Source organism: Terrimonas alba, assembly GCF_042434975.1.
Classification (GTDB): domain Bacteria; phylum Bacteroidota; class Bacteroidia; order Chitinophagales; family Chitinophagaceae; genus Terrimonas_B; species Terrimonas_B alba.
Genome location: NZ_JBHMQM010000002.1, coordinates 19,731 through 37,596, shown reverse-complemented (window position 1 = coordinate 37,596; position 17,866 = coordinate 19,731). Strand labels below are relative to the sequence as shown.

Annotated in this window: 11 protein-coding genes; 4 read left to right on the top strand and 7 right to left on the bottom strand. The window is 41.4% G+C overall.

All coding sequences use genetic code 11. From position 1 onward, the window contains the following. Positions 1-475 precede the first annotated feature (475 nt). Entirely contained in the window at positions 476-3,214 is a 2,739-nt protein-coding gene (locus ACFEL9_RS04905; protein WP_385886649.1) for a T9SS type A sorting domain-containing protein, read from the bottom strand. Positions 3,215-3,512: 298 nt separating this feature from the next. Next, positions 3,513-6,401 carry an excinuclease ABC subunit UvrA gene (gene uvrA / locus ACFEL9_RS04900; protein WP_385886647.1) on the bottom strand — a complete coding sequence of 963 codons (2,889 nt, stop codon included), beginning with the start codon at positions 6,399-6,401 and terminating at the stop codon, positions 3,513-3,515. A 305-nt stretch (positions 6,402-6,706) separates the two neighbouring features. Between uvrA and ACFEL9_RS04895 the strand changes: the two genes are divergently transcribed. Then, positions 6,707-7,288, top strand: a complete 582-nt coding sequence (locus ACFEL9_RS04895; RefSeq protein ID WP_276501186.1) for an RNA polymerase sigma factor — start codon at positions 6,707-6,709, stop codon at positions 7,286-7,288. Between the two features lie 219 nt (positions 7,289-7,507). Here the strand turns inward: ACFEL9_RS04895 and ACFEL9_RS04890 are convergent, their stop codons facing one another. From ACFEL9_RS04890 to ACFEL9_RS04870, 5 genes are all read right to left on the bottom strand, one after another. After that, complete coding sequence (locus tag ACFEL9_RS04890) at positions 7,508-9,484, bottom strand: protein-disulfide reductase DsbD family protein (protein WP_385886645.1); 1,977 nt, start codon at positions 9,482-9,484, stop codon at positions 7,508-7,510. Between the two features lie 71 nt (positions 9,485-9,555). Further along, positions 9,556-10,008 (bottom strand): protein-disulfide reductase DsbD domain-containing protein, encoded by a 453-nt coding sequence (locus ACFEL9_RS04885; RefSeq protein WP_385886643.1) that lies wholly within the window; start codon positions 10,006-10,008, stop codon positions 9,556-9,558. Between the two features lie 106 nt (positions 10,009-10,114). Beyond that, on the bottom strand, positions 10,115-10,789 hold the full coding sequence (gene purQ / locus ACFEL9_RS04880) for a phosphoribosylformylglycinamidine synthase subunit PurQ (RefSeq protein ID WP_385886641.1): 675 nt from the start codon (positions 10,787-10,789) through the stop codon (positions 10,115-10,117). Between the two features lie 152 nt (positions 10,790-10,941). Beyond that, positions 10,942-11,847, bottom strand: coding sequence for a hypothetical protein (locus tag ACFEL9_RS04875; RefSeq protein WP_385886640.1), 906 nt, complete (start codon positions 11,845-11,847; stop codon positions 10,942-10,944). A gap of 107 nt (positions 11,848-11,954) precedes the next feature. Beyond that, on the bottom strand, positions 11,955-13,475 hold the full coding sequence (locus ACFEL9_RS04870; protein ID WP_385886639.1) for a hypothetical protein: 1,521 nt from the start codon (positions 13,473-13,475) through the stop codon (positions 11,955-11,957). A 232-nt stretch (positions 13,476-13,707) separates the two neighbouring features. Here ACFEL9_RS04870 and ACFEL9_RS04865 point away from each other — a divergent pair, with 232 nt between their 5' ends. From ACFEL9_RS04865 to ACFEL9_RS04855, 3 genes are all read left to right on the top strand, one after another. Next, the gene (locus ACFEL9_RS04865) at positions 13,708-15,681 is read left to right on the top strand and encodes a KUP/HAK/KT family potassium transporter (RefSeq protein WP_385886637.1); all 1,974 of its coding nucleotides are present in this window, start codon (positions 13,708-13,710) and stop codon (positions 15,679-15,681) included. Positions 15,682-15,752: 71 nt separating this feature from the next. Further along, positions 15,753-16,541 (top strand): alpha/beta hydrolase, encoded by a 789-nt coding sequence (locus tag ACFEL9_RS04860; RefSeq protein ID WP_385886635.1) that lies wholly within the window; start codon positions 15,753-15,755, stop codon positions 16,539-16,541. 106 nt (positions 16,542-16,647) lie between these two features. Beyond that, complete coding sequence (locus ACFEL9_RS04855; protein ID WP_385886634.1) at positions 16,648-17,793, top strand: hypothetical protein; 1,146 nt, start codon at positions 16,648-16,650, stop codon at positions 17,791-17,793. Positions 17,794-17,866: the final 73 nt, after the last annotated feature.

The window sequence follows — 17,866 nt, the reverse complement described above, 5'->3', positions numbered from 1 at the left end:
TATGTCACGGGTATTTGGTACGGATTTCAAGGAGTGGTTGGATGAGTAGGTGTTGTATTATTAACACGCAACAAAACTATATCGCAACTTCCGATTTCGCAAGTATTTTCCACAAAAAATTTCATTATTCCACGTAAAATTACCCGAAAACATCGCTGCATATATTACGATCAAGACTTACAAAAGGTTCATTATCAACATTATAAAACAGAACTGTTGATTAAATAAATAACCTTTTTTTTTGAATATTATTTAAGTAGCATGTTACCGAAGAGTAAATATTTGGCTCCATTGTAATACTCCCAAGGCAATTACGATGGTATAAACGCCAGGTTTGATAGAAGAAAACATACCTGATAAAGGAAAAATTACTGCCCGGAGAAATGACTAAAAAACAATAACTGAGCCCTGAAATAAAACACCCGGTAATATTTTGATTGCCGGGTGTCGAAACCAGATTTATATTGAATGAATTTTATTGCACAATGAAAATTTTACTTTCATTAAATCCATCTCCGGTTACAATCATGTTATAAGCTCCGGTTTTGAGCGAAGCAGGGAGGTCAATCACTTGTGTTATCTTGTTACTGATACTATTGATAGATTGCCTGAATACCTGCTGACCGGATGAGCTGACAACTTTCAAATAGTATTGACCACGTTTCAAATTGGCAAGGCTAACTGTAACCTGCTTACCAATAACAGGGTTGGGGTACAATTGCAGGCTCAACGCATTATTTTTCAGGTTGACACTCAAAATCCTGGTATAGGTTACTTTTCCTCCTGTTTCTTCTACCCTGATACGATAATAGTTCACTCCCGTCATTGGAGCAGCATCAAAGGCCAGGTAATCCGCTTTATCATTCGAATTGTTGATTGCCTGTTGCTGAGCTATCATTGTAAAATCTCTTCCGTTGGTTGAGCGTTCGACGGAATAACTAAGAACATCTCTCTCGGTCAAATTGCTCCATCCTATCTCTACACCATTATCTTTCTCTATCACCCGCACATTGGCAAATATAACCGGCAACGGATTAGCTGCGCTACTGCTGGCTAATGCAAAAGGACTAAACACCGATACGGCATTGGCTGAAGTAATGGTGCCGGCAGTATTATTACCGGTAGGAGTTATACCGCCCTCATTAAGCCAGGTGCCTCCTACCAGGTGAGCCACTCTCAATGTTGATGGCTGAGTAACGTATCCACCGCCAGGTGTACAAGGGCTATTAGCAGACCACGACAAAATTACCCTGGCAGCCGAGCCTGCCGGACGTTCTACTTCCCAATACTCACAACCACTTATTCTGGTAAGAGTGGCAGCCAAATCACCCGTGGGAGGAGTGGCTCTGAAAAATTCAGCTGTAAATGTAGAGGCGGTGGCGGCTGTTGTAGCAATACCGACGGTTCGCAATCCACCGTCCACCTTGCCTACCGGGAATGTAAACGTTGACACACTATTAGTATTCTTTGCCAGCGGCCCGTTTACAAATGCGCCGTTAGCTGTGGTGGCTGTTCCAGCCGTTCCGACCGTTAATAAATTTGTTGTAGTGGTGAGATACCCATTTGTAAGAGTCAGGGCACCTGTTACCAACATTGGCTGAGAAAGCGTGACATTGCTGGTTGTAGAGTTATTTACAATGAAATTTCTTGCTGTATTAGCTGTTGGTGAAGTAGCAAAAGTTCCCGTGGCGGCACCCCGGAACTCATAATCCGCCGCACTACTAAATGTGGCTGTCAGGTTGTTTCCTGTATTAATAGCTCCCTGGACACCATTTGCACTTCCTGTAATCAATTTACCGCCCGGTAATAATTGAAACTCCGCAAATGCAGTTTCAGGTGCGGGTACATCGCCTTCAATTTGTGACGAAACCACAAAGGTGGCAGTATTTAAGGCACCTCCATCTTCTACTATTAACTTACCGACAAAATTTGGAAGATTATCCCTGCTGATTCTTAAGCCGGAAGCCAACCTCAATGTGCTTCCGTTCGCCACTGTGTAGTTTGTATAAGTAATGTTGGTAGGTGTCGTGGCCGTGTAAATTTGTTCCCCGGCCTTATTAAAGGTAATCAAGCCGTTAATAACTGCATCGTCAATCACAGTAGTTCTGATTGTCCCGGCTGTCTGGGTGAAGTTTCCTTTTACATATAAAAATGCCCGTCTTCCTTCGGGACCTTCATCACCACTGGTAAAATCAAGATCTCCGCCCTCCTGTAAAAAGTTCCCATTCAAATTAATAATGACAGTCCCATTGTCCCCATCGCTGTTTACATCTGCCAAAACAAGATTTCCGCTTTTGTGATTGTAATTGCCTGTTATGTTCAGGGTTATGCTGCCGGTGCCTTCATCCAGCAAAACAACATTCGTAGTTGCCGGCGCTGTTTGCTGAACGACTAAATTTCCCCCGATGTTAAGATTTGTAAGGGGGCCGGTCTCTTTAAAAATGAGTTGGTGCACTGTACTATTTGCGCTAGTCTTTACAATTTCCAGATTACCTGCGACCGTGGTGAGCGTTCCATTAAGATTAATGTCTGCAGTTTGTGCATTATCCCATTTTACATTCCCAAAGGTCTGTGCAAGATTGGAAGGAACAGTAGTGGTAATACCGGTAATGTTAAGATTCGAAGCCGGATCCCAGGTGGCAGTAGGTATTGTTGCTCCATTTTGAGCATGGATATAGGTGGCCCCGCTATTAAATAGCAACCTTATCACCTGAGTACTGGTTACGGTCCCTCCATTATTATTTAAAATACCGGTAGAAGTAACAGTTGTAACAGCAGCACTTCCATTTGTATTATAAACTCGCCCGGTTTGCAAATTCAATTGACCGGCAATTGAAGCATTTGCATTATCCCCCAATGTGATGTTAACATTGGTACTGAGTGTCAATTGGGCACCAGTCTCAATGATCAAGTCATTTCCTGCGGCTCCGTTAGAAATTGTCAAAGTCCGGCCGGCAGTTGCCTGTAAAGTAATACTCGAATTACCCTGTATCGACAAACTTGCCAAAGAAATATTTCCACCTTGAGCTACCCTCGTTATAATAGTTGCAAAATTGGTGGGGAAAATAACAATATCACCAGTTGCAGGAATTCCATTGCTCCAATTAGCTGCATTGTCCCAGTTAGCATTCGCACTCCCGTCCCATGTAGTTGTTTTTGTCCAGCCAGTAATTGAAATAAAAACAGTGGCCAGAATTAAGTAAAAATTTTTCATTGCTACCTTTTTTGTTTTATAGAGAATAAGAATTTACTAAGCGTCAGGGGTAGATCGTTTGTAAAATGGCTTGCTTAAATTTTAAAGGAATTGGAAAAACTAAAAGGGGTACGTCAGAACCCGACGCAATTTGGGCAGATTAGATTTTTTTTCAAGGGTAGAATAAATAACCCAGGGTAGGAGAATGGTGTATTAATATAAACAGGGTGGATTACAAAGCTAGGCGATTTTATATTACCTAAAATATTTTGGTGGAAAAATAATCCCGGTAGATAAGACCAGGCTTATAAAAGCCCGATCATATAAATCGGGCCGTATGACTTTCTTTTATTGACTTTATATCCGCTGGCTTCCCGGCATAAACAAGATTACCTCCTCCTTCTCCGGCTTCGGGTCCTAAATCTATCAACCAGTCTGCATTTTTTATTACGTCAGTATTATGTTCAATAACAATGATTGAATGCCCCTGCTCAATTAAAGCATGGAAGGATGTGAGCAATTTTTGTATGTCGTGAAAGTGAAGGCCTGTAGTAGGCTCGTCAAAAATGAAAAGAATTTTATTGGCGCTTCGACCCTTCCCTAAAAAAGAAGCCAGCTTTACCCGTTGAGCTTCGCCGCCCGACAGTGTATCGGAAGATTGACCGAGCTTCACATAGCCAAGCCCGACATCGCTTAAAGGTTGTATCGCCCTGGCAATATTTTGTTCATCTTTTCCGGTACCCGCAAAAAAATCAATCGCTTCATCCACGCCCATTTCCAACACGTCGAAAATATTTTTGTCGTTATACTTTACTTCCAGGATTTCGTCTTTGAATTTTTTACCCCCGCAAGCTTCACATACCAGGTGCACATCGGCCAGGAATTGCATTTCTACCACTTGTTCTCCCTCACCCTTGCAGGTGTCGCAACGGCCGCCATCCACGTTAAAGGAAAAATGTTTCGGCTGAAATCCACGCATTTTACTCAAGGGCTGCTTCGCAAATAAATCCCTTATTTCATCATATGCTTTGATGTAGGTAACAGGGTTACTCCGCGACGATTTGCCAATAGGGTTTTGATCGATCATTTCTATCTGACCAATACTATCTATGTCACCGGTAATAGCTCTATGATAGCCTATCTTATCACCAAACTCTCCTTTAAGCTTTCTTAATGCGGGATAAAGAATCTGTTTTACCAATGTTGTTTTACCACTTCCGCTAACACCACTTACGACGCATAGTACATTGAGTGGAAACTCAACAGTAATATTTTTAAGATTGTGCTGCCTGGCGCCTTCCACCTTTATCGACCTGTTCCATTTTCTTACAGTTTTTGGTGGTTCAATTTTTAAAATGCCATCCAAATATTTTCCAGTTAGACTTTGTGGATTGCGAATAATTTCATCATAGTCGCCTTCAGCAATTACTTCTCCGCCAAGATGAGAGGCCAACGGTCCCATATCGATAATATGGTCGGCTTCACGCATCATTATCTCATCATGCTCAACCACTACCACTGTGTTGCCTAAATCCCTCAACTCTTTTAACACATTTATCAAATTCGATGTATCTCTCGGGTGTAGCCCGATGGAAGGCTCATCAAGGATATATAATGAATCAGTCAAATTACTTCCAAGACTACGAGTTAATTGAATACGCTGACTTTCCCCGCCGCTCAGGGTATTGGCAAGGCGATTCAAAGTCAAATATCCAAGCCCAACATCCAGCAACGTTTTGAGCCGATGATGAATTTCCAGCAAGATTCTCTTTCCGATTTGTTTATCATGATCGCTCAGCTTTTTTTCCATTCCGATAAACCAAACGTTCAAATCTTTTACCGGCATTTCGCCTAATTGCCCAATGTGTTTATCACCCACTTTTACATACAATGCTTCTTTTCTTAACCGATAACCTTTGCATTCGGGACAGAGGGCCCGGCCACGATATCGGCTTAACAACACACGGTACTGAACTTTGTAAAGATTCTGCTCTACTTCTTTGAAAAAGTCATTAATCCCTTCCACATATTCATTTCCATCCCACAAAACCTGGTATTGTTTTTCGGTGAGATCAGCAATGGGTTTATGGACAGGGAAATTGAATTTCTTCGCTTCCTTAATAAACCTTTCTTTCCATAGACCCAGTTTTTCTCCCTTCCAGGGTGCAACGGCACCCTCGTAAACACTAAGGCTTCTGTCGGGTATCACCAATTCACTGTCTATCCCGAGCACCTGGCTAAAGCCTTCACAGGTCGGACATGCACCAAACGGGTTATTAAAGGAAAAAAGATTGGGTACGGGTTCTTCAAACTGTATATCATCTAATTCGAAGCGGTTGTTGAAATGAAGAAGTGAGTTGTTATTTTTTGCCTTTGCCTTCAAGCCGTTACCAGTTGTCACCTGATCACTATCAGTCGCTGTTTGCGCCTCGATGTATACATCCCCCTCTCCCTCGTAAAAGGCAGTGCCGACCGAATCAGATATCCTGTGGATATCATCTTCATCAAACTCCTTTACAACCAGCCTATCAACCAAAATATATAAACGGGACCCTTTAGCGCCAAACTGTCCCTTAAGGTCGTTATCCGCCAACTCCAGCAAGTCTTCTATATTATAAACAGTGCCGGCAGGATTTTTTCCCTCTTCATGATTATAAACCCGCGTAAAGCCTTTTTGTAAAAGAATATTCAATTCTTCTTTTATATTTCTGTTTTTATGCTGCTTAAATAAGGCCAGGATAAAAACTTTGGTCCCGGGTTCCATACTTGTTATAGCCTTAACCACATCGGTTACATCATCTTTTTTCACCTGCTTTCCTGAAACTGGTGAAATAGTTTTACCGATCCTGGCAAAAAGGAGCCGCAGATAGTCATAGACCTCTGTCATACTCCCCACTGTACTGCGTGGAGTTCGTGTAATCACTTTCTGTTCGATAGCTATGGCGGGGCAAAGACCTTTTATAAAATCAACATCCGGCTTATTCATCCGGTTCAGAAACTGGCGGGCATAAGCACTGAGGCTTTCCGCATAACGCCGTTGTCCTTCGGCATACAAGGTGTCAATAGTCAGTGAAGACTTGCCGGATCCGGACACACCGGTTACAACCACCAGCTTGTTTCGGGGTATTTCAACTGTAACGTTCTTTAAGTTGTGGACCCGGGCACCCTTGATAAGGATGTTTTCTGCAGGATTTACGGTTTTCGTCACTAAGGGTTTTTTCCCTATTATTTCCTTTTCCATTTTCTAGAATATCAAAGTTAAACCCTTATCCCACGCAAACTTCAAGGGTTATGATTAACATTTTTTTTGCAATAAAGTTTAAATCTTTTTTTGGAGGGGTGTTTGGAACATCAACTAAAAACTATATTTTTATTATCCAATATCCAAAAAATGAATAACCAAAAAATTACCCCGCCTATCGCATATACTTCTACTTTTTATTAGCGAATCACCCATTTTTATTTTTAGTTTTTAAACCTATCCCATTCAACCACCTAAACTGTAGAAGTTTTATGAAAGCTTTTATCGAAAAAACCGACCATGAACTTATCCATCTTTTTAAGGATGGCAATCTTAGCGCCCTTGAAGCTTTAGTGCTTCGCCACAAGGACAAGTTATACACTTCTATCCTTTTTCTGGTAAAGGACAAATACCTCGCTGAAGACATTTTCCAGGATGTTTTTATCCGGATCATCGATACGATGCGTGGTGGCCGTTATACTGAAGAAGGCAAGTTTCTGCCCTGGGCTATGCGCATTGCTCACAACCTTTGCGTTGATCATTTTCGTAAAGTAAAAAGGACACCTACGATCCGCAATAGCGAAGACAAAGACATTTTTGAAGTCCTGAACTTTGCAGATGACAGTGCCGAAACTGTTTTGATAAAAAGACAAAGTCATAATCGTGTCCGTGAAATGCTGGAAAGGTTACCCGAAGATCAGCGGGAAGTAATCATCCTTCGTCATTATGCAGACATGAGCTTTAAAGAAATTGCAGCTACAACCAACTGCAGCATCAATACAGCTTTGGGCCGTATGCGCTACGGTCTTATTAATCTCAGAAAATTGATGATTCAAAAACAAATTGCATTATAGTCTTTGTGGATTGAATCAGTTCTTTATATCTTTGATGCAGCTTATTGAAAAAAATATTGTCATTCTGTTTCTCCCGTTGCACCTGAAAGATTCGTACTAAAAGAATTTTTCCTTTGCTTGCCCGGCAACAGGCTGTTGCAGAATGACACCAAATTGAAACGTCCCGATCAATAATCGGGACGTTTTTTATTTAATATGATTGATAGCCGAACGATGATTTTATTTTGCCATCGTTGTTTGATTATGTTTTTGAAATGCCTCTAATCCACACTGCAGCCATTCGGCAAATTCGGTTGGATCAGGGGTATAAAATTTTGTTTTGACCATCGCTTTTTCATCGGCACTGATGATTGCGTATTGTGGTTGGGAAGTAGCGCCAAAGTTTTCTGTTTGAAAAGTCGACCATTTGTCTCCCACGGTTATAATGGACTTTTCACTGCCATTGGGAGCTCTATACCTGGTTTGTTCTGTTAACGGCAGTTTTTTTCTTTCATCGACATATAAGGATAACACAACAAATTTTGTCCGCATCAGGCTATCCACCATAGGATCGGGCCATACCTTTTCCTCCATTCTGCGGCAGTTTACACATGCCCAGCCGGTAAAGTCAATCAGGACCGGTTTATTTTCTTTTTTGGCAATAGCCAACGCTTCGTCGTATTTATTATGAATGGGCTCGAAAACACTTTTATTATCATCAAAGCTGTATAAGCTGTATGTACGTGGCGGTGGAAATCCACTGATCAATTTCAAATCCGCCCATTTTGTTTTAGAAAGGCCCGGCAACAGATAAATAGTAAAAGATGCAAACAAAACAATAAAGGCTATCCTTGTAAAGGAAAAACGCCTTACCGGTGAGCTATGCGAAAATTTCAGTTTTCCCAGCAGGTATAACGTAAGTAATATTCCAATTAGAATCCAAAGGCCTATAAAAATTTCTCTTTTCAACAATCCCCATTGTTTTACAAGATCCGCGTTAGACAAAAACTTAATCGCTAACGCAAGCTCTAAGAATCCTAACACGACCTTTACATCAGTCATCCAGCCACCTGATTTTGGCAGTGAATGGAGCCAATTCGGAAACATGGCAAACAAGGCAAAGGGCAATCCAAGCGCAATCCCAAAACCTGCAGCCCCTGCTGTTAATGGCCAGGCGCCTTGTTCTGCAACACCAACCAACAGCGTTCCCAAAATGGGCCCCGTACAGGAAAATGAAACGATCGCCAGCGTTGACGCCATAAAGAAAATACCACCGATATTACCCAGTCCCGATTTTGAGTCCATTTTATTCGCTAGGCCAGCCGGGAGGCCTATTTCAAAAAGGCCAAAAAAGGAAAGAGCAAATACCACAAAAACGGCGAAGAATAATAGGTTTAGCCAGACATTGGTGGAAATATTATTAAAGATTTCGGGGCTTATTGCTTTGTCAGCAATATGAAAGGGAAGAGTGATCAGAACATAGATCAGGAAAATGAAAAGGCCATAAAGAATAGCGTTGGTTATTCCCCTGCTTTTATCGTGCGATTTTTTTGTGAAAAACGTTACCGTCACAGGCATCATAGGAAATACGCAGGGTGTCAGCAAGGCTATGAGTCCTCCGAGTAAGCCAAGAAGGAAAATTGACAGTATGCTTTTATTTTTCGTACCCTCATCTCCACAGTCGTTTACAGGCTTTCCTATGTTTATAGAGGGAACTAAGATTTTTGTTGTGGAAGCGACGCCTCCCTCCAATTCCACAACAAAAGGAATAGCCGTGGCCGGATAAAACTCATCATTCTTACCATAAGTATATAGCAAACTCCCTTGCAACTGAGCCGGTATATTGCCATCAACTATGACCGTTGCTCTCCAAACAGCATCGCCGGGAAATATTTTGATGATTGTATTTTCAAAAATTGAACTGGGTTCTTCTTTTACCTGCGAAGTCTCTATCTTAAAGTCTCCTTCCTGCCGGATAGAAGAATCGGCAAAAACTAATTCAGTTGTTTTTACCTCCAGCAGGGTTTGATTAGGCGCATAAATTTTCCATTCGCCGGTTGCAGCAGTAGAAAATGAAAGCTCATATTTACCATCAACCAGCTTCTTGCTTGCAACTTTCCATTGATGAGGAACGGGAAGAGAATCCTGGGCAAATGAAGCGAGAGATAAAAATAGGCTTGCAACAATAACAATAATGGCTTTACTTTTTCTACGCATTCGTTTGCCTGTTTAATAAAAAAGGGTTCTAAAGAAGAACCCGTTAAATTTTGTACAACAATTTAATCAGCTTATTTGACGGGAACACTAAAATTAACAGTCTTTGGCGGCAGGCATTTCTTATCATCACAAGTCTGGAATTCCACGCTGCCGGTAAGATTTGTTTTTGCGTTGGCCTTTAATTTCACTACCTGCACAAAATCTACTTTATTGGCGTATTGATTGGCCGATACCTGCAGCTTTGCATCATGAAATTTTTCCATTTTTCCAACCTCCTTAATCTTTCCGTCCAGGGAAAGTAAAGGATTATTATTGATCTTAAAATCCGTAGGCTGAGCTATGGCATCCTCCGGTTGAACTTGTGAATATAAATGCCATCCTGACTGCATGGTTGCTGTCAGGTGTATTTCGTATGTTTTATCATTTATTTTCCTGGAAGAAAAAGACCAGCTAACAGGATTCAATTGGGCATTAACCGAAGTCGTTACAAAAGCCACCAATAAAATTGCTAAAATTTTTTTCATTCGAACGTGGTTGTATTAATACAAGACAAAAATAGAATACATCCGGGTATCTAATTGTCAGCAAAGTGATAAAAGGCTGCTAAATATTTCCTTGTAGACGATGCGACTACCCTACCAGTTGCCCCGCCATTAACAGATCTTTAATTATCTGGCGCCCATCCGTATTACCCAGCGTGTCTGAACAAGCCCTTTCGGGATGCGGCATCATACCAAATACGTTACGATTTGAATTGCAGATTCCTGCAATATTGTTAATAGCACCATTAGGATTGGCGTCAGCATTCACCTTACCATGCTCGTCGCAATACCGGAAAATGATCTGTCCATTGGCTTCCAACTCACTGAGTATTTTGTCATCCGCGTAATAACGACCTTCTCCGTGTGCCACTGGTATCTTGTAGATATTATCTGCCTGGTCTTTTATGTAAACGTTTTTACAAACAAATTGTTGATTGCTGTTTCTTAACAAGGCGCCCGGCAAAAGATGGGACTCACATAATATCTGGAAGCCATTACAAACTCCCAATACCTTGCCGCCGGCATTAGCAAATTCGATAACACTTTGCATCAATGGGCTAAACCTTGCAATGGCGCCACAACGCAAATAGTCGCCATAAGAAAAGCCGCCGGGGAGTATGATGCAGTCTTCCGTATCAAACTGGCTGAGATCTTTGTCTTTATGCCAAAGCATCGTTACTTCCTGCCCCAGATCGTATTTAAGGGCATCATGCATATCTCTGTCACAATTAGAACCAGGAAAAACAACTACCCCGAATTTCATTTGCTTATGTATTATTTTGTTAAGCCCAATGGAAACGATGCTGCATTTTCCATCTTTTACGGCTAAAATTTAAAACGCAAATATAAGCAACAGTGCCCAAGCTGCAAGAGGGATAAATGACCAGTTATATTAAACAAGTGTTGGTTTGAAGTCTACCAACCGGGCCCATAATATTGATAAGCGAAAATAAAAACAATGGTTAGCCAAAAAATAATGAGCGGGAAAACTCTCCATTTTGACTGCAGATAACCATATCCGTGAAAAGTAGCCATCGGTACCATGGCCATGATCCAGTTTTCAAATGTTGCGCTGCTATTCACAAACGGGAGCAATAAGGCCGCCAACAAGTACAATAACAAAAGACTCCAGCCTTTCCTGATGTTGATCAGCATCTTCCGGAGATTTTCCTGCACATGATACCCCCCGCTTAAAAAAGGTATCATCACCAGGAAAATGCTGCCAGCCAGCCAGGCTGATTGTTTAAGCGATGGAACACCCAGGCTAAGCTGGGGAATAAATTCCTGCCACGTGAAATGTCCATTTATTACCGTATAGATCGCATAAAAATAAAAGGGAGTTGTTATACCAAGCAGGCAGATCAGCCATTCATTGATTCTAAACGGCCGCATTACGGCTAATGCCAGCAAGATCCAGATGATGAATGTCAATGAAGAAATAAATAGAAATCCGGCAATTCCTAATGCCAGGCCCACATTGTAAATTGCGCCTTTGGCATTGGGCTTATTGTAAACCCCAAATAGTGCCGATAAAATAAATAATAGAATTGTATTGCAAAGCAACGGGGCTGAAAAATAATTCCACTCCGGCAAAAGTGAAGTGATAAGCATGTAAGCAATCCCTGCCAGGTAATTGGGCTTATTCATCATCCGCTGGTTATTGATAAAGCGGGTGATCATTACAGCCTGCAAAAACAATAAGGCAAAGGTCAATACCGGATAAAATACCGGGTTCGATTTGGCAATAGGATCAAAAAAAGCAATAATTCCTTCAAACAGGATTCCATCGGCAGGTCGCACTACAGCCGCATGCGGTCTCATAAACATGGGCATTTTGATCAAAATGCCGGTTATAAGCAGTAGTAAAAGATTGGCCGGGTTTTTCTGTTTAAATAGTGCGATCACGGATAAAGGAAAAATTATATCGTTTAATTGTACTCAAGCTTTGCAAAGCAAATATAATTCCTGTACACACACGGTATAATCACCTGCCTTGAACTCACCTGTTTGGCGTATTTGGGCATTAATTCGTAACCCCTGTCAAGGTTTTTTAAAGTTGGATTACGGGTAATCTTACCATCGGGTTGCAGGCTAAAATCGCTGAGAAGATTAGCCCTTTTTTCCAGGTTGTTAAACAAAAAATGCAGCTGTCCGCCCGTGTTCATAACCTGGTAAGATAACAAGTCATCCGATTGATCGTCGAATTGCTCCTTGGTGATAACACTGCTCCATTTATGCTTTCCATCTTTATCGAAAGACAATATCGTTATGTTATCAGCCTGGTAACGGACCGACTGCCCCATATTCCACCTGTTTGCCCACAGGTTGTTATAAGAATAGGGTGAATAATAATAATAATCATAAGACCGAAGGAATGGCGAACCGTAAAGGTTGCTCCACCTGTTCCAACCACCGCCTCTTGAAGTAGTATAGTAAGACTCGCTTGTTATTATAAAACCGCCGTCCCGCTGGTTAATGATATTCCGAATAAAGTAGTCATTAAATGCCGTACGGGTTCCCGCATTGCCTCTTGCTTCACGCCGCAGCTCATCACTAAAAATCAACGTATCCTCTGCAACCGGCTGCCCTGTTTGCTTATCCCAGATATAAAAATAATAGCCATCCACATTACCACGTCTCTGCTTGTAGTAGAAAGAAGTAATCAGGTACCGCTTATTATAATTATCAGGTTTTATTCTTATTTCATCCAGGTATCTTTTTTCTGTATCCAATGGGGTTATTTTAAACGAGTCGGCCTGGGCATATTTAATTATAAAAGCAGCATTACCGATGTTTTCGCTGTTTACCCGGTCGAATTTGGTAAAAATCAAATCCCCGTCATTGTCTACCTGGAACTCGTTCAGGTAATCATCCCGGTCATTCATTTCCAGTGATAACCTGCTTTTTTTAATAAGGGAAAGCTTATCATCCATCAACAGGGTGGTGATTTTATATAACTTCTTGTTTTTACTATTGATTTTAAACACCATGATCTTACTCTTGTCTTCGCTCGTTACCACAGAATAGATCTTGTTATCAGCGCCAAAGTTCACCTGGGTGGTATCCAATTCAGTCAATTCTCCTACTTTTTGACCGTTGCCGTCAATTTTAGCGGCGATGCAATAAATAATATTTTTCTTGCGGTACTGGTAAATCATGTACACAAAATCGCTGTAAGGGAAAAAGTCAACATTGATTACCCTGTCATTATCGGGGAGATAATCCTGTTCAACACTTTTAACCAATTTCATATCATTGTCGAGCAGGGCGATCCAATTTTTATTCCTTACATTTTTATAGATAAGAAAATTGCCATTGATCTTTCCAACAATTTCAAAGTTCAGCCGGCGGGTATCGTCTTTCTCAGGTTCGGAATACACAAGTTTTTGTGATTGGGCGGATAACGCGGCGAAAAACAAAAAGACAATCAACAATCGTCCACGAAGCATAATATTCTGATTTTTTGCAAATTAAAGTTACACGTTGGCTGCCAAAAAATGTGAAGTTTTATTTTAGTTTGGCAGCATCAGGGAGACGGCTTTTGGTAACGTTTAGTTGTATTAAATATTGCTTGCACAAAGTTTTAACAAGCTCTTCTTTGTAATTGAATTTTGCCTATACCTTTGCAGGCAAACTGTTACAGAATCAATTTCTGTACCTGGATAACAACAACCCCCGATAGTGAAAAAAAACACTAACCAAGCTACAGCGGCTGGACTACTCATTGCACTAGGAATTATTTACGGAGATATAGGTACATCCCCCCTCTATGTATTTAATGCGATCATCAATGGACGGATAGTCGATGAAGCTCTTATTCTCGGTTCGCTTTCCTGTATTATATGGACGCTTACCTTACAAACAACCATCAAATATGTGATCCTGATTCTTCGGGCTGACAACCGTGGTGAGGGTGGCACATTTGCGTTGTATGCACTGGTAAGAAGGCGACGAAAGTGGCTGGTAATTCCAGCCATGCTCGGTGGAGCGGCTTTATTAGCTGATGGCATTATCACCCCTCCCATCTCTATCACTTCCGCCGTCGAAGGACTTGGTGAACTTCCGGCCTTAAGAGGTATGCCTGTCGATACCATTGTGATCATTGTGTTGGTTATCCTCTCTTCATTCTTTTTCCTTCAACAATTTGGCACCGCCTCTATTGGCAAAATCTTTGGACCGGTCATGTTTCTCTGGTTCACCATGCTGGCGATATTGGGAATCATCCATGTTTTTGATGATCTTACCATTTTCAAAGCGGTTAGTCCTCACTATGCCATTCAATTTCTCCGTACCTACCCGGAAGGATTTTGGTTATTGGGAGCCGTCTTTCTCTGTACCACGGGTGCCGAAGCCCTTTATAGCGACTTGGGACATTGTGGCCGGGGAAATATCCGCTTTTCTTGGATTTATGTAAAAACCTGTTTGCTGATCAATTATTTTGGACAGGGAGCAAACTTGCTAGCCCATAGAAATGGCCTCCAGGTTACATCGGAGGTCAAAAAAGCCATGGGCATTAACGCCTTTTATGACCTGATGCCGGAGTGGTTCATTATTCCCGGCGTAGTTATCGCAACAACGGCCGCTATCATTGCCAGCCAGGCTATGATTTCAGGCGCCTTTACGCTGATCAGTGAAGCCATGCGATTAAACCTGTGGCCAAAGATGAAGATTCGCTATCCCTCGGAAGAAAAAGGTCAACTTTTTATCCCCGGCATCAATATTATTCTCTTCGTTGGTTGTGTTGGTGTGGTCTTACACTTCAGGCAATCTTCCTCCATGGAAGCAGCGTATGGCCTCGCCATTATTATGACTATGCTCTCAACCACCATTTTATTTGCCAATTACCTGGTACTTCATCGATATAAGGAATATAAGATCTATGTATTCCTGATCGGTTACCTTATCGTTGAGATCGTCTACTTCGTTGCATTAATGGACAAGTTCATTCATGGAGGTTATATTACCTTATTGATCGGTGGCCTGATGTTTACGATCATGTATGTGTGGTATCGTGCCCGTAAGATCAAAAACCGCTATGTGGAATTTGTCAGGATGGAACATTATGTGCCCAAGATACAGGAGCTGAGCAATGACAAGGCCGTGCCAAAATATGCCACGCACCTGGTTTATCTTACCAGTGCTAATAACCCTAAAGAAATTGAGCATAAGATCATCTATTCCATTCTGAATAAAAAACCAAAACGTGCCGACATTTATTGGTTTGTTCACGTAGACACCATGGACGATCCTTATACCTGCGAGTATAAAGTGGACCACATTATTCCGAACGATATTATTCGTATTGATTTCAGGCTGGGCTTCAGAATGGAGCCGCGGATTAACCTGATGTTCCGTAAAGTAGTGGAAGATTTAGTTGCCAATAAAGAAGTAAATATCATCAGCCGTTATGAAAGCCTCGCCAGCAGCAATACAGTTGGTGACTTCCAATTTATGGTCATGGAAAAATATCTCAGCCAGGATAACGAGCTGCCTTTTATCGAACGGGTGATCATGAAACTTCATTTCTGGCTCAAGGATCATAGTCTTTCTGAAGAAAAAGGCTTCGGGTTGGACTTAGCCAATGTAACAGTTGAAAAATTCCCGCTGATCGTAGCGCCTGTTACCAATTTGCGATTGAAAAGAGTGGAAGATTAGTTTGCTTTACATAGCTTTTGAGTTCTTGGAGAATCGGGCTATCTTGACTCCAAAACTGTAAACTTTAAAAATTGCCCCCATTTGTCCTGTATATTATTGGTGGTATTATCGCCTTATCAATTGCAGCTTACTTTTTACAGGAAAAATTCATTTTTAAACCAGAGAAGCTAAGGCAGGACTTCCAGTTTAAATACGACATTCCCTTTAAAGAATACTTTTTTGATATAGAGCCCGGCGTCCGGATCAATGGCCTGCATTTTTTCAGGGAAAATCCCGCAGGACTTATTCTTTATTTTCATGGTAATACCCGTAGTATCAAGGGTTGGGCAAAATATGCCCGCGATTTTTATCGTTACAACTACGACGTGGTGTTAGTGGATTATCGTGGGTTTGGTAAAAGCACCGGCAAAAGAAGTGAAAGAGAAATGCTGAATGATATGCAGTTTGTCTATCAAACACTATTGCAGTCGTATCCTGAACAGCATTTGATAGTGTATGGGCGAAGTATCGGCAGTGGCTTTGCCTCAAAAGTCGCTTCCGACAACAATCCCAGGTATCTTATTCTCGATGCGCCCTATTATAGTTTTTTGAAAGTTGCGGAAAGATTTTTGCCGATCCTGCCTGTTCGTTATGTATTGCGATATCATTTGCGAACCGATAAATGGATTGCATTGGTAAAATGTCACACCTATATTATTCACGGAACAAGAGACTGGCTCATTCCCATTAAACATAGCGAAAGGCTGCAAAAGATCAACCCTAAAAAAATCACCCTGATCCGTATCCAGGGAGGTGGGCATAACAACCTGCCGATGTATGACGAGTACCATAATTTCGTAAGGGATATCTTGAAGTATTAACGTTTGAAACACACAACCAGTCACTAACATGTTAAGCTTTTTGTAAATAGAGTCTGCTACTATAACTTAATTTTGACCCATACGTCCAATATTTAAATGAAGATTTATGAAACTGAAACTTTACTCACTTCTTTTTGTCGCCAGCCTTTTTCTCTTCTCCTGTAAAACGCCGGAGAAGGTCTATTCAAAAGGCAACTACGACGAAGCTATAATGCTTGCCACTAAAAAACTGCAGAAAAAACCGGGCGATACGAAACTTATCAATATTGTCCAGGACGCCTATCGCTTTGCCGTAGAAGATCATGAAAGCAGGATCCGCAACTATTCCAATAGTAATACATCGCTGAAGTTTGAAAACATCTACCATGAGTATGCTCAGCTGCAAGGGCTTTATGAAGCCATCCGCCGCTCACCTTCAGTTTTCAAAATTGTTCAGCCTACAGACTACTCATCGTATATAACTACTTATAAAGAAGAGGCCGGTAATGCCCGGGTGGAACGCGGCCTTGAATTAATGAACCAAAACAGCAAAGCAGGCTTTCGTGAAGCCTATTATGAATTTCAAAAAGCATTGTCATTAAAACCAGGGGATCTCTCTATTAAGCAAAAAATTGATGAGGCCTATGAAAATGCTGTGACCAATGTTATGGTTCGTCCCCTGACCCGATATGGATTCCAATATGGCTCCTACAATTTTGATTATAATAATTTCAACTACAACCTGCTTCGCTATCTGAATAATAATAACAAGAGCCGCTTTCTTCGTTTTTATCAACAATCAGGACCGGGAACCCAACAAGTGCGTACGGACAATATAGCCGACATGCGTTTTAGCGATGTAAATATTGGCCGTTACCGCGACGAAAGGGATACAAGGGAAGTATCGAAACAAATTGTAGGCAAAGAAATTGTTGTCACGAAGGACTCTGTCAGAAAAGAATACATCACTGTTAAAGCCAAAATCACGACCACTACCCGTACCATACAAGCCAACGGCCTGTTGCAGGCTACGATCAGGGACTATGATAACCGTTGGTTATGGAGTGATACGTATCGCGGCGATTATAACTGGATAGCGTCGTTTGCCACTTTTACCGGCGATGAAAGAGCATTAAGCGATGAAGACAAAATGCTCATCAATCAAAAAGAGCAATGGCCGCCTTCGAGTGATGAAATCATCCGCATCATCATGGATGATATCAGAAGAAAAACGGAATGCGGCATCGGTGAATATTTTAACCGGGTAAATTAAGTTTTTCAAATACTAAAAAAGAAAGCGGGAAGATGTTTAAAACATCTTCCCGCTTTCTTTTTCTGCCTATCCA

Bases quoted from the DNA above. Each gene is read 5' to 3' on its own strand.
- ACFEL9_RS04890 (WP_385886645.1), bottom strand. From the start codon at position 9,484: ATGCGTAGAAAAAGTAAAGCCATTATTGTTATTGTTGCAAGCCTATTT.
- ACFEL9_RS04870 (WP_385886639.1), bottom strand. From the start codon at position 13,475: ATGCTTCGTGGACGATTGTTGATTGTCTTTTTGTTTTTCGCCGCGTTA.
- ACFEL9_RS04905 (WP_385886649.1), bottom strand. From the start codon at position 3,214: ATGAAAAATTTTTACTTAATTCTGGCCACTGTTTTTATTTCAATTACT.
- ACFEL9_RS04885 (WP_385886643.1), bottom strand. From the start codon at position 10,008: ATGAAAAAAATTTTAGCAATTTTATTGGTGGCTTTTGTAACGACTTCG.
- ACFEL9_RS04855 (WP_385886634.1), top strand. From the start codon at position 16,648: ATGAAACTGAAACTTTACTCACTTCTTTTTGTCGCCAGCCTTTTTCTC.
- purQ (WP_385886641.1), bottom strand. From the start codon at position 10,789: ATGAAATTCGGGGTAGTTGTTTTTCCTGGTTCTAATTGTGACAGAGAT.
- ACFEL9_RS04895 (WP_276501186.1), top strand. From the start codon at position 6,707: ATGAAAGCTTTTATCGAAAAAACCGACCATGAACTTATCCATCTTTTT.
- ACFEL9_RS04875 (WP_385886640.1), bottom strand. From the start codon at position 11,847: ATGAGACCGCATGCGGCTGTAGTGCGACCTGCCGATGGAATCCTGTTT.